We start from the raw sequence: 13,418 nt of genomic DNA on the forward strand, positions 1-13,418 counted from the left end.
GTGCAGGTGCAAAACCTGATTAAATTGGTTACACTCCTGTTTATTCATACAGTTTCGGCGCCGGGGAAGCTTCTCGGCGCTGTTGCTATGTCAGCTAACAGGAACCTGGAGAGCCTTTCTTGAGCCAGGAATATACAGAAGATAAAGAAGTTACCCTGAAAAGACTCAGCAGTGGCCGGCGTTTGCTGGAAGCTGTGCTTATCGTGGTAGCGATTTTTGCCGTTTACCTCATGGCTGCGCTGGTCAGCTTCAACCCGTCTGACCCAAGCTGGTCACAGACCGCGTGGCATGAGCCGATTCACAATTTGGGCGGCGGTGTTGGGGCCTGGTTGGCCGACACGCTGTTCTTCACCTTCGGGGTGCTCGCCTACGCGATACCGCCGATCATGCTGGTCCTGTGCTGGGCGGCCTATCGCCAGCGCGGCAACAGAGACTACATCGACTATTTCGCGCTCTCCCTGCGCCTGATCGGCACCCTGGCGTTAGTGCTTACCTCCTGTGGGTTGGCGGCGCTGAACGTTGACGATCTCTATTATTTCGCTTCCGGCGGCGTGATCGGCAGCCTGCTGAGCAACGCCATGTTGCCGTGGTTCAACGGCATCGGCGCCACGCTGGCGCTGCTGTGCGTGTGGGCAGCGGGGCTGACGCTGTTTACCGGCTGGTCCTGGCTGGTGATCGCCGAGAAGATCGGCGGTGCTGTGCTGGGCGTCGCGACGGTGATGACCAACCGCTCACGCCGCGAAGAGCGCTATTTCGAGGATGACGAACGTTACGTTGACGACGAGCCTGAGCAGGCAGGGAAGGGCGCCGCAGCCGCGGTTGCCGCGACCGCCGCCGGAGCCGCGGCCGCCGATGACGACGTGCTGTTCTCCGCGCCTTCGGTCACCGAAAGCGCCAAAGAGGCGGCGGAAGACGCCGCAGATCCGTTGCTCAGCGGCCTGCGAGCCGACGATGGTGAGGTTGAAGCCGACGCCGCGCCAATCGCGCCGGCGGCTTCGCCTGCACCGGCGGTGACGGCAGAGATCCACGAGCCCGTTGCCGCACCGATCGCCACACAGGCGCCGTCGGTAACGGTGGCGCCGGCCGCGCCGACCTCGGTCAATCAGCACCCGGTGAGCGCCCCGGCGCAAGACGCCACGCCGCCGCTGTATTCCTTCGAAATCCCGGAAGAAACGCCTGCGCCTAAGGCGACGCGTCCCGTCGACCCTTATCGGGACGACGATGAGCCGCGCCTGGGCAATTGGCAAGAGCCGGCTGCGCCGCAGCCGCCGGCGCGTTCTCCCTTTGATTTTACTGCCGCGCAGCGCGACAGTGCCGACGTCAGCGGAGCGGGTGGTTTCAGCGCCACCGGCGCCAAGCCACAGCTGGATACGGCAGCCGCTGCCGCTGCGGGCGCCGCAGCGGCGACCTTCATGCCGGCTTTCACGGCCACCAGCGACGGCAATCCGCAGGTTAAACAGGGCATCGGTCCTGAGCTGCCTCGGCCGAATCCGGTACGTATTCCGACCCGCCGCGAGCTGGCTTCTTACGGCATCAAGCTGCCTTCGCAGCGTGCGGCCGAGCAGGAACAGCGCCAGGCCGAGGTGGAGCCTCAGCAGCCGACGGCGGTGAGCCCGCAGGAAGAAGAGGCGCTGCAGGAAGCTGCGCTGCGTCAGGCGTTTGCCGAGCAGCAAAGCCAACGCTACGGCGAAAGCTATGCGCCGGAGCAAGATGACGAGAGCGCCCTGCAGGAAGCTGAGCTGAGCAAGGCGTTTGCCGAACAGCAGAGCCAACGTTACGGCGAAGGTTATCAACAGAACGACGAAGAGGCGCTGCAAGAGGCCGCGCTGCGCCAGGCGTTCGCCGAGCAGCAGCAGGCGCGCTACGGCCAGCAAGAACCGGCCCCGCAGGCGCCGGCTGCCAGCCCGGTCGATACCCGCAATGCTTTCAGCTTCTCGCCGATGGCGGATTTAGTGGACGATGGCCCGAGCGAGCCGATGTTCACGCTGTCCCCGCAGCTTGAAGAGCGCATTGAACAGCAAAGCGAGCAAGAGGACGACGTGCCGTTCGGCCAGTTTGAGCCTGCCGCGCCGGTTGCCCAACCTCAGCAACCGCACTCGCAGCCTCAACAGTACCAACAGCCGCAGCAACAGCAGTATCAGCAGTCGTCGCAGCCGCAATATCAGCAACCGCAGCAACCGGTGCAGCAGCCGCCTCAGCAAACTCAGGCCGAGCAACATCCGGCGATGGACAGCTTGATTCACCCGTTCCTGATGCGCAACGATCAGCCGCTGCAGAAGCCGACCACGCCGCTGCCGACGCTGGATCTGCTGACCGAAGCGCCGAAAGAGGTGGAGCCGGTCGACTCCTTCGCGCTGGAACAGAAGGCGCGCCTGGTGGAGGCCAGCCTGGCCGATTACCGCGTGAAAGCCGACGTGGTGGACATCCTGCCGGGGCCGGTCATCACCCGCTTCGAGCTGGATCTGGCGCCGGGCGTTAAAGCGGCGCGCATTTCCAACCTGTCGCGCGATCTGGCGCGCTCGCTGTCGACTTCGGCGGTGCGCGTGGTGGAAGTGATCCCCGGCAAGCCTTACGTCGGTCTGGAGCTGCCGAACGCCAAGCGGCAGACGGTGTACCTGCGCGAAGTGCTGGATTGCCCGGCCTTCCGTGACAACCCGTCGCCGCTGTCCATCGTATTGGGTAAAGACATCTCCGGCGAGCCGGTGGTGGCCGATCTGGGCAAAATGCCGCACTTGCTGGTCGCCGGTACCACCGGTTCCGGTAAGTCGGTCGGGGTCAACGCCATGATCCTGAGCATCCTGTATAAAGCCACGCCGAAAGAAGTGCGCTTTATCATGATCGACCCGAAAATGCTGGAGCTGTCGGTTTACGAAGGCATTCCGCACCTGTTGACCGATGTGGTCACCGACATGAAAGACGCCGCCAATGCGCTGCGTTGGTGCGTGGGTGAAATGGAACGCCGCTACAAGCTGATGTCTGCCTTGGGCGTGCGTAACCTGGCCGGCTACAACGAGCGCGTCGATCAGGCCGAAGCGATGGGGCGCCCGATCCCAGATCCGTTCTGGAAGCCGACCGACAGCATGGACATCACGCCGCCGGTATTGGAGAAGGAGCCGTACATCGTAGTGATGGTCGACGAATTCGCCGATCTGATCATGACGGTCGGCAAGAAGGTCGAAGAGTTGATCGCTCGCCTGGCGCAGAAAGCGCGTGCGGCGGGTATCCACCTGGTGCTGGCGACCCAGCGTCCGTCGGTGGATGTGATCACGGGTCTTATCAAGGCCAACATCCCGACGCGTATCGCCTTTACCGTGTCGAGCAAAATCGACTCCCGCACCATCCTCGATCAGGGGGGCGCCGAGTCCTTGCTGGGTATGGGTGACATGCTCTATCTGGCGCCGAACTCCTCGATTCCGGTGCGCGTACATGGCGCATTCGTGCGCGATCAGGAAGTGCACGCGGTGGTCAAGGATTGGAAAGCGCGCGAGCGGCCCCAATATAAAGAGGGCATTCTCAGCGGCGGCGAAGACGGCGAGGGCGGTGCCGGCGGCGGTATGGACGGTGACGAAGAGCTGGATCCGTTGTTTGACCAGGCGGTGGATTTCGTGGTGGATAAACGCCGTGCCTCCATCTCCGGCGTGCAGCGCCAGTTCCGCATCGGTTATAACCGCGCGGCGCGCATCATCGAACAGATGGAAGCGCAGGGCATCGTCAGCGAGCAGGGGCACAACGGCAACCGCGAGGTGCTGGCGCCGCCTCGGCACGATTGATGGTCGTTTAGCCATTGCAATTCAATAAGAAAGGGCCGCTTAAGCGGCCCTTGTGCAAAGAAGCGTAAACCCGTTTCTTCTCGGAACATTGGCCTACCGGCCGATCGCCGGCTTCGGGTAAAGTAAGCGGGTAAAGGGTTGATTTGACCCGCACGGCGTCGCCCTGCGGTTAACGCATTTCATAAGGTATCTGGAATAATGAAAAAACTGTTAGTTGCCTGCTGTCTGCTTTCGGGATTCGCTTCTACCTCCGTGCTGGCCGATGCCGCGCAGGATCTGCAAAGTCGCCTGGCGAAGGTGAACAGTTTCCACGCCAGCTTCTCACAAACCGTGACCAGCGCCGACGGCGCCGCGGTGCAACAGGGGGAAGGCGAGCTGTGGGTGAAGCGGCCAAACCTGTTCAACTGGCATATGACGTCGCCTGATGAGAGCGTGCTGGTCTCCGATGGCCAGACCCTGTGGTTCTATAACCCGTTCGTCGAGCAGGTGACGGCGACCTGGCTGAAGAACGCCACCGGCAATACGCCGTTTATGCTGATCACCCGCAATAATGCCAGCGACTGGAAACAGTACAACGTGAAGCAAAAGGGCGATGATTTCGAGCTGACGCCGAAGTCCGCCAGCGGCAACCTGAAGCAGTTCGCCATCAGCGTGACCAACAGCGGTACCATTCGCAGCTTCGCTGCGGTGGAGCAGGATGGTCAGCGCAGTTCCTACACGCTGAAAAGCCAACAGAACGTCGCCGCCGATCCGGCCAAATTCAAATTTACCCCACCGAAGGGGGTGACGCTGGACGACCAGCGCCAGTGAGGTGCAAGTGAGTAATAATCTGTCGCTCGATTTTTCCCAGAACGAGTTCCAGCCGTTGGCCGCGCGTATGCGGCCGACCACGCTGGCGCAGTATATCGGCCAGCAGCACCTGCTGGCCGCCGGCAAGCCGCTGCCGCGCGCCATCGAGGCCGGGCAGCTGCACTCGATGATTTTATGGGGGCCGCCGGGCACCGGGAAGACGACGCTGGCAGAGTTGATCGGCCGTTACGGTCAGGCGGATGTCGAACGGATCTCCGCCGTGACCTCCGGTATCAAGGAGATCCGCGAAGCGATCGAGCGGGCGCGGCAAAATCGCGACGCCGGCCGCCGCACCATCCTGTTCGTCGACGAAGTGCACCGCTTCAATAAGAGCCAGCAGGACGCTTTCCTGCCGCACATTGAAGACGGCACCATCACCTTTATCGGCGCCACCACCGAAAATCCGTCGTTCGAGCTGAACTCGGCGCTGTTGTCCCGCGCCCGTGTTTACCTGCTGAAGGCGCTGACCGCCGAAGATATCGGCCAGGTGCTGGATCAGGCGATGGGCGACAAGGCGCGCGGCTTTGGCAATCAGAACGTCGAACTGCCGGCGGAAACGCGCCGCCTGCTGTCGGAGTTGGTGGGCGGCGACGCGCGCCGGGCGCTGAACAGCCTGGAAATGATGGCGGACATGGCGGAGTTAGACGCCAAAGGCGTGCGGGTGCTGACACCGGAGCTGCTGAAAGAGGTGTCGGGCGAGCGTAGCGCGCGCTTCGACAACAAGGGCGACCGTTATTACGACCTGATTTCCGCGCTGCATAAATCGGTGCGCGGCTCGGCGCCGGACGCCGCGCTGTACTGGTATGCGCGCATCATTACCGCCGGCGGCGATCCGCTCTATGTGGCCCGCCGTCTGCTGGCGATTGCCTCTGAAGACGTGGGTAACGCCGATCCGCGCGGCATGCAGGTGGCGATCGCCGCCTGGGATTGCTTCACCCGCGTGGGGCCGGCGGAGGGCGAGCGCGCCATCGCGCAGGCGATCGTTTATCTCGCCTGCGCGCCGAAGAGCAACGCGGTCTACACCGCGTTCAAAGCCGCCATGCGCGACGCCAAAGAGCAGGCCGATTATGACGTGCCGGAGCACCTGCGCAACGCGCCGACCAAGCTGATGAAGGAGATGGGGCTGGGGGCGGAGTACCGTTACGCCCACGACGAACCCAACGCCTACGCCGCCGGCGAGAACTATTTCCCGCCTGAAATGGCCCATACGCGCTACTATCAACCGACCTCGCGTGGGCTGGAAGGGAAAATCGGCGAAAAGTTGGCATGGCTGGCTGAGCAGGATCAAAATAGCCCGACAAAACGCTACCGCTAGCGAGGCCGTTGCGGTAAGGTTAGCGGGTATCACTCTTCTTTTATGCGGCTATAAATCAGCCGCATAGAACAACAACACTTCTTTCAATAACAACAAGCACAGGATTAGCATGCTCGATCCCAATCTGCTGCGTAATGAGCTAGACGCAGTCGCCGTCAAACTGGCTCGCCGAGGCTTTAAACTCGATCTGGATCTGCTGCGTTCGCAGGAAGAACGTCGCAAAGTTCTGCAGGTAGAAACTGAAACGCTGCAAGCGGAACGCAACTCCCGATCGAAATCCATCGGCGCGGCCAAAGCGCGTGGGGAAGACATCGAGCCGCTGCGTCGCGAAGTGAACGAGCTGGGTGACAAGCTGGATGCCGCCAAGGCGGCGCTGGATGCGCTGCAGAGCGAGATCCGCGATTACGCCCTGACGCTGCCTAACCTGCCGGACGACGCCGTGCCGGATGGTAAGGACGACAGCGAAAACCTGGAAGTGACCCGCTGGGGCGAACCGCGCCAGTACGACTTCGCGGTGCGCGATCACGTCGATCTGGGCGAAATGGCCGGCGGGCTGGATTTTGCCGCCGCGGTTAAGCTGACCGGTTCGCGCTTCGTGGTGATGAAAGGGCAAATCGCCCGCATGCACCGTGCGCTGTCCCAGTTCATGCTGGATCTGCACACCGAGCAGCACGGCTACCTGGAGGCCTACGTGCCTTACCTGGTCAACCACGCCACGCTGTACGGTACCGGCCAGCTGCCGAAGTTCGGCGAAGACCTGTTCCATACCCGTCCGCTGGAAGAAGAAGCCGACAGCAGCAACTATGCGCTGATCCCAACGGCGGAAGTGCCGCTGACCAACCTGGTGCGCGACGAGATCGTGGAAGAGGAATCTCTGCCGCTGAAAATGACCGCACACACGCCATGCTTCCGTGCGGAAGCCGGTTCTTACGGCCGTGACACCCGCGGTTTGATCCGCATGCACCAGTTCGACAAGGTTGAAATGGTGCAGATCGTTCGTCCGGAAGATTCGATGGATGCCCTGGAAGAGCTGACCGGCCACGCGGAAAAAGTGCTGCAGCTGCTGAACCTGCCTTACCGCAAGGTGCTGCTGTGCACCGGCGACATGGGCTTCGGCGCATGCAAAACTTACGATCTGGAAGTGTGGCTGCCGGCGCAGGATACCTATCGCGAAATCTCGTCCTGCTCCAACATGTGGGACTTCCAGGCACGCCGCATGCAGGCGCGCTGCCGCAGCAAAGCCGACAAGAAGCCGCGTCTGGTCCACACCCTGAACGGCTCCGGCCTGGCGGTTGGCCGTACGCTGGTGGCGGTGCTGGAAAACTACCAGCAGGCCGACGGCCGCATTCAGGTACCTGAAGTGCTGCGTCCATATATGGGCGGCCTGGAATACATCGGCTAAACGACAAACCACGAAAAAAGCGCCTGCGGGCGCTTTTTTTATGCCGAGAGTTCAGCCCGTCGCCAGCGTATAAGCCTGTTGAATGTAGTCCGCCAGATGCTTGCTTTTCACCTCGTCGGGCGAGTGGAGCTTGATGTGCCGCCGATACTGGCCGTTGCCTTCGAGCTGGAGATAACGATCTTCCAATCGGTAGCCGTGGCCGAACTCCACCGTGACGTGGTGGCGATAGGCGAAAACGCCGCAGAAAAATTGGCTATGCGAGAACATGATGCCGCCGTATTTGACCGATTCGGTGACGCCGTTGCCGCTCGCCGCAGCGATCCGCCGCACCTGCTGCACAATGGCCAGCAGGTCACCTTGCGTACTGCCGATGTCCGCCAGCAGGGCCTCTACCGCCGCATCATTTGCCTGACTCATCTTGCCTCTTTGTCGTCAAATTCGCTCTGCGCTGAGCATAGCGCTTTTTCAGCCAGTTAGCCGGAAACAAATCGTGCGGTGGAATGATAAGAGGCGATTGACTTTTTTATCGCCAGTGGCATGATGCGCGCACTCTCATTGCGCGTTCGGTCACAATTTCACTATGTCCGCATACTCCCGCCCAGTGCTCTTATTGCTCTGCGGCCTCTTGCTGCTCACGGTATCCATTGCCGTTTTGAATACGCTCGTGCCTCTTTGGTTAACCCATGCTCAGCTGTCGACCTGGCAGGTGGGAATGGTCAGCTCCTCTTATTTCAGCGGCAACCTGTTGGGCACGCTGGTGGCGGGCAAACTGATCCAGCGCGTCGGCTTTACCCGCAGCTATCATCTTTCTTGTCTGGTGTTCGCCGCCGCGACCGCCGGCATGGTGCTGTCGATCGATTTTTGGAGCTGGCTGGGCTGGCGCTTCTTCGCCGGCGTCGGCTGCGCCTGGATTTGGGTGATCGTGGAGAGCGCGCTGTTACGCAGCGGCAATCTCAGCAACCGCGGCCAGCTGCTGGCGGCCTATATGATTGTCTATTACCTCGGTACGGTGACCGGCCAATTGCTGTTGAGCATGACCTCGACGGAATTGCTGCACGTGGTGCCGTGGGTGACTGCCATCGTGATCAGCGCGATGTTGCCGATGCTGTTTGCGCGGGTCAACCGCCATGAAGACGAGCCGCAGCAGGCGGCGGTGTGGACAATGCTGAGACGCCGCAGCGCGCGCCTCGGCATCAATGGCTGCATCATTTCCGGCATCGTGCTCGGTTCGTTGTACGGCCTGATGCCGCTGTACCTCTCCCATCAGGGCATGAGCGACGCCAACGTCGGTTACTGGATGGCGCTGCTGGTCAGCTCAGGCATCGTCGGCCAGTGGCCGGTCGGGCGGCTGGCCGATCGTTACGGGCGTCTGCTGGTGCTGCGCATTCAGGTGTTCGTGGTGATCCTCGCCAGCGTAGCGATGCTCGGCAACTACGCCATGGCGCCTTCGCTGTTCATCCTCGGCTGCGCCGGCTTTACCCTGTACCCGGTGGCGATGTCCTGGGCCTGCGAGAAGGCGCTACCGCACGAGTTGGTGGCGATGAACCAGGCGCTGCTGATGAGTTACACCATCGGCAGCCTGCTGGGCCCGTCGATGACGGCGCTGCTGATGCAAAACTACTCCGATCGCGTGCTGTTCGTGATGATCGCCGCCGTGGCGCTGGTTTACCTGCTGATGCTGCTGAAGAAGCAGAAGCCGGATCACCATCACACGCCGTTCGCCGCCGCCTGAGCATAAAAAAACCGGCCATGAGCCGGTTTTTCTTTGGCGCTGCGCCAATCAGTAAATGACTTTGTGGCCGTAGCTTTCCAGGATGCCTTTGACGCGATCCATGGTCTCGGCCTTCGGCGGATGAACGCCGTCCAGCTTGTATTCTTCCCCCATCGCCACCCATTTGTGCTTGCCCAGCTCGTGGTAGGGCAGCAGCTCGATTTTCTCGATGTTGGTCATGTCTTTGGTGAACTCGCCCAGCAGGTGCGCCGACTTATCGTCGTCTGACCAACCCGGCACCACCACGTAGCGGATCCAGGTGCGCTGGTTGCGTTTCGCCAGGTAGCGGGCGAATCCCAGCGTGCGGTGGTTGGAGACGCCGACCAGGTTCTGGTGGATCTCGTCGTTCATCTGTTTCAGGTCCAGCATCACCAGATCGGTGGTGTCCAGCAGCTCGTCGATCACCGGATCGTAGCGGCGCACGAAGCCATTGGTGTCCAGGCAGGTATTGATGCCTTCGGCGTGGCAGGCGCGGAACCAGTCGCGCACGAATTCAGCCTGCAGGATCGCCTCGCCGCCGGACGCGGTCACGCCGCCGCCGGAGGCGTTCATGAAGTGGCGGTAGGCCACCGCGTCTTTCATCAGCTCTTCGACGGTCACTTCTTTGCCGCCGTGGGTATCCCAGGTGTCGCGGTTATGGCAATAGAGGCAGCGCATCAGGCAGCCCTGGAAGAAGACGATAAAGCGGATCCCGGGCCCGTCGACGGTGCCGCAGGATTCGAAGGAGTGGATGCGACCAGTTACTGACATTGCGGGTTTTTCTCCAATATTGACTGTCAAACGCAGTCTAAAAATAGGCGCGTGGCCGCCGGCCAGGTATCTGCGATGCAGTGGCGGGGTGAGCCCGCCACCGGGGGTAATGATGCCTGTCGGCCGGTCAGTTGCCGGATAACTGTTTTGCCGGCTATCCATTCAGTATAGATGTCCGGCAAAACAGACTCGTACAGAGTCAGGGGAGAGCGGTGGGAGAAAAGGGCCGGCAGAACCGGCCCCGACGTTGGCACCGGGCGGTTTCCCGCCCGGTTGGCGTATTACATCGTTTGAGTGAAGGTACGAGTAATGACGTCCTGCTGTTGCTCTTTGGTCAGCGAGTTGAAGCGCACGGCGTAACCGGAAACGCGGATGGTCAGCTGAGGGTATTTCTCAGGGTTTTCCATCGCATCCAGCAGCATTTCGCGGTTCATCACGTTGACGTTCAGGTGCTGGCCGCCTTCGATGGAGGCTTCATGGTGGAAGTAACCATCCATCAGGCCCGCCAGGTTGGCTTTACGCACGTCGTCGTCTTTACCCAGCGCGTTCGGCACGATGGAGAAGGTGTAGGAGATCCCGTCTTTCGCGTAGGCAAACGGCAGTTTGGCTACCGAGGTCAGGGAGGCTACTGCGCCTTTCTGGTCGCGGCCGTGCATCGGGTTGGCACCTGGGCCGAACGGTGCGCCTGCGCGGCGGCCATCCGGGGTGTTACCGGTTTTCTTACCGTACACCACGTTGGAGGTGATGGTCAGTACGGACTGAGTCGGTACCGCATTGCGGTAGGTGCGCAGTTTCTGAATTTTCTTCATGAAACGTTCCACCAGGTCGCAGGCGATGTCATCGACGCGAGCGTCGTTGTTACCGAACTGCGGATACTCGCCTTCCACTTTGAAGTCGATGGCCAGGCCGTCTTCGTCGCGAATGGTGGTGACTTTCGCGTACTTGATGGCAGACAGGGAGTCGGCCGCCACGGACAGACCGGCGATGCCGCAAGCCATGGTGCGATAAACGTCACGGTCATGCAGCGCCATCAGCGCAGCTTCGTAGCTGTACTTGTCGTGCATGTAGTGAATGATGTTCAGCGCGGTCACGTACTGCTTGGCCAGCCAATCCATAAAGTGGTCCATGCGCGCCATGACTTTGTCATAGTCCAGCACTTCGTCCATCATCGGCGCTTCTTTCGGGCCGACCTGCATTTTCAGTTTTTCGTCAACGCCGCCGTTGATGGCGTACAGCATGGTTTTCGCCAGGTTGGCGCGGGCGCCGAAGAACTGCATTTGTTTACCGACGATCATCGGGCTGACGCAGCAAGCGATGGCATAGTCATCGTTGTTGAAGTCAGGGCGCATCAGGTCGTCGTTTTCGTACTGAACGGAAGAGGTGTCGATGGACACTTTCGCCGCGAATTTCTTGAAGTTCAGCGGCAGCTTCTCAGACCACAGGATGGTCATGTTCGGCTCCGGAGACGGCCCCATGGTGTACAGGGTGTTCAGGAAGCGGAAGCTGTTTTTGGTGACCAGGGTACGGCCGTCGACGCCCATACCGGCCAGGGATTCCGTTGCCCAGATTGGGTCGCCGGAGAACAGCTCATCGTACTCAGGGGTACGCAGGAAACGCACCATACGCAGTTTCATCACCAGGTGGTCGATCAGTTCCTGCGCTTGTTCTTCGGTCAGTTTGCCCGCCTTAATGTCGCGCTCGATGAACACGTCGAGGAAGGTGGACACGCGGCCGAAGGACATGGCGGCGCCGTTCTGGGATTTTACCGCGGCCAGGTAGCCGAAGTAGGTCCACTGCACCGCTTCTTGCGCGCTGGTGGCCGGGCCGGAGATGTCGTAACCGTATTTGGCGGCCATCTCTTTGATCTGAGCCAGAGCGCGGTGCTGTTCAGCGATCTCTTCGCGCAGCTGGATGGTCATTTCCAGATCTTCGCCGTTTTCCAGTTTTTCCTGCAGCGATTTGAACTGGTTCAGTTTGTCGGCCATCAGGAAGTCGATACCGTACAGCGCCACGCGGCGGTAGTCGCCGATGATGCGGCCACGGCCGTAGGCATCTGGCAGACCGGTCAGCACGCCGGATTTACGGCAGTTCAGGATGTCTTTGGTGTAAACGTCGAATACGCCCTGGTTGTGGGTTTTACGGTATTCGGTGAACACTTTTTTCAGCTGCGGATCCAGTTCGCGGCCGTACACTTTGCACGAACCTTCGACCATTTTGATGCCGCCGAACGGGATCAGCGCGCGTTTCAGAGGGGCGTCGGTCTGCAGACCTACGATGGTTTCCAGCTCTTTGGCGATGTAACCCGCGTCGTGAGAAATGATGGTTGAAGCAACGTTGGTGTCGAAATCAACCGGCGCGTGAGTGCGGTTTTCCAGTTTGATCCCTTCCATAACCTTGTCCCACAAGGTGGTGGTGGCTTGAGTTGCGCCAGCCAGGAAGGATTCGTCACCCTCATAAGGCGTGTAGTTTTTCTGGATGAAGTCACGAACGTTGACTTCATTCTGCCAGTCACCCTTGCTGAAACCTTCCCAAGCGTTGGCTAATTTCTCGTTAAGTTCGGTCATTGTACACCTACCTTTGATTGTGGATTTCTAACTCTGCGCGCGGTAACTCACAGCTTAGTGCTGTTCGCGGCCCCCGCGCAGATAAATTACCCAGTAAGTCAACCCAACCAGCAGACCGCCGCCGATGATGTTGCCGATGGTGACCGGAATCAGGTTGTCGATGATGAAATTGCTTACTGTCAGATGAGCGAATTGCTCAGGTACCGCCCCTACGGCTTGCCAGAACTCCGGCGTGGCGAAGTGTTTGACCACGATGCCCATAGGGATCATAAACATGTTGGCGATGCTGTGTTCGAAGCCGCTGGCGACAAACATCCCGACCGGCAGCACCATGGCGAGCATCTTGTCGGTCAGAGTGCGGCCGGAGTAGCTCATCCAGACCGCCAGGCAGACCATCAGGTTAGCCAGAATGCCGAGGCACACGGCTTCGATAAAGGTGTGATGCAGCTTGTGGTCTGCGGTTTGCAGGACATTCAGGCCCCACTGGCCGTTGGCGACCATATACTCGCCGGAGAACCAGATCAGCGCCACGAAGAACAGCGCGCCGACCAGATTGCCGAGATAAACGTTCAGCCAGTTGGCGCCCAGCTGGCCCCAGCTGATACGGCCGCTGGCCTTGGCGATGACGATAAGTACGGTAGAGGTGAACAGGTCGGCGCCCGACACAACCACCAGCATTAACCCGAGAGAGAAGCAGATGCCGCCGACCAGTTTCGCCAGCCCGAAAGGCACGCCGGCGGTGCCGGTGGTCGCCGTGATGTAGAAGACGAAGGCGATGGAAATGAAGACACCGGCGGTGATCGCCAAATAAAACGTTTTCAGCGGATGTTTGGTGGCTTTATACACGCCGGCATCTTCAGCGATTTTCGCCGTGGCCGCAGGTAAAATCAGATCGAAGGGGCTGTCAGTTTTCAAACTAACTCTCGCTCTTAAGGGTTAAAACAACGCAATGAGATACTAGCAAAGCAGTATAGGGGAAAATTTGATTTGGATCATA

General features: G+C 60.3%; 9 protein-coding genes. 5 read left to right on the top strand and 4 right to left on the bottom strand.

Features of this window, described 5'->3' with window-relative positions; genetic code table 11:
* The first annotated feature begins 119 nt into the window (after nt 1-119).
* The 4 genes from EKL15_RS02755 (at nt 120) to serS (ending at nt 7,336) form a co-directional block, all read left to right on the top strand.
* Nucleotides 120-3,770: a DNA translocase FtsK 4TM domain-containing protein gene (locus tag EKL15_RS02755; RefSeq protein ID WP_203088755.1), complete on the top strand. Its 3,651-nt coding sequence runs from the start codon at nt 120-122 to the stop codon at nt 3,768-3,770.
* Between the two features lie 198 nt (nt 3,771-3,968).
* A complete protein-coding gene (gene lolA, locus EKL15_RS02760) occupies nt 3,969-4,580 on the top strand; it encodes an outer membrane lipoprotein chaperone LolA (RefSeq protein WP_019454555.1) in 612 nt (203 codons plus the stop codon).
* Between the two features lie 67 nt (nt 4,581-4,647).
* Entirely contained in the window at nt 4,648-5,934 is a 1,287-nt protein-coding gene (locus EKL15_RS02765) for a replication-associated recombination protein A (protein WP_060421860.1), read from the top strand.
* Nucleotides 5,935-6,043: 109 nt separating this feature from the next.
* Nucleotides 6,044-7,336 carry a serine--tRNA ligase gene (gene serS, locus EKL15_RS02770; RefSeq protein ID WP_038880767.1) on the top strand — a complete coding sequence of 431 codons (1,293 nt, stop codon included), beginning with the start codon at nt 6,044-6,046 and terminating at the stop codon, nt 7,334-7,336.
* A gap of 51 nt (nt 7,337-7,387) precedes the next feature.
* Here the strand turns inward: serS and EKL15_RS02775 are convergent, their stop codons facing one another.
* Entirely contained in the window at nt 7,388-7,753 is a 366-nt protein-coding gene (locus EKL15_RS02775) for a DUF1801 domain-containing protein (RefSeq protein WP_060421731.1), read from the bottom strand.
* Nucleotides 7,754-7,916: 163 nt separating this feature from the next.
* On the opposite strand from EKL15_RS02775, the gene EKL15_RS02780 reads away from it, so the two are divergent.
* On the top strand, nt 7,917-9,068 hold the full coding sequence (locus EKL15_RS02780) for an MFS transporter (RefSeq protein WP_033637849.1): 1,152 nt from the start codon (nt 7,917-7,919) through the stop codon (nt 9,066-9,068).
* 48 nt (nt 9,069-9,116) lie between these two features.
* On the opposite strand, the gene pflA is transcribed toward EKL15_RS02780, so the two are convergent.
* The 3 genes from pflA to focA form a co-directional block, all read right to left on the bottom strand.
* Entirely contained in the window at nt 9,117-9,857 is a 741-nt protein-coding gene (gene pflA, locus EKL15_RS02785) for a pyruvate formate lyase 1-activating protein (protein ID WP_203088757.1), read from the bottom strand.
* Between the two features lie 281 nt (nt 9,858-10,138).
* Nucleotides 10,139-12,421 carry a formate C-acetyltransferase gene (pflB, locus tag EKL15_RS02790; protein WP_016928324.1) on the bottom strand — a complete coding sequence of 761 codons (2,283 nt, stop codon included), beginning with the start codon at nt 12,419-12,421 and terminating at the stop codon, nt 10,139-10,141.
* A gap of 54 nt (nt 12,422-12,475) precedes the next feature.
* The gene (gene focA / locus EKL15_RS02795; protein WP_019454548.1) at nt 12,476-13,336 is read right to left on the bottom strand and encodes a formate transporter FocA; all 861 of its coding nucleotides are present in this window, start codon (nt 13,334-13,336) and stop codon (nt 12,476-12,478) included.
* Nucleotides 13,337-13,418: the final 82 nt, after the last annotated feature.

The sequence above is a fragment of the Serratia sp. 4542 genome (assembly GCF_016805595.1).
In the GTDB taxonomy this organism is placed as follows: Bacteria; Pseudomonadota; Gammaproteobacteria; order Enterobacterales; family Enterobacteriaceae; genus Serratia; species Serratia nevei.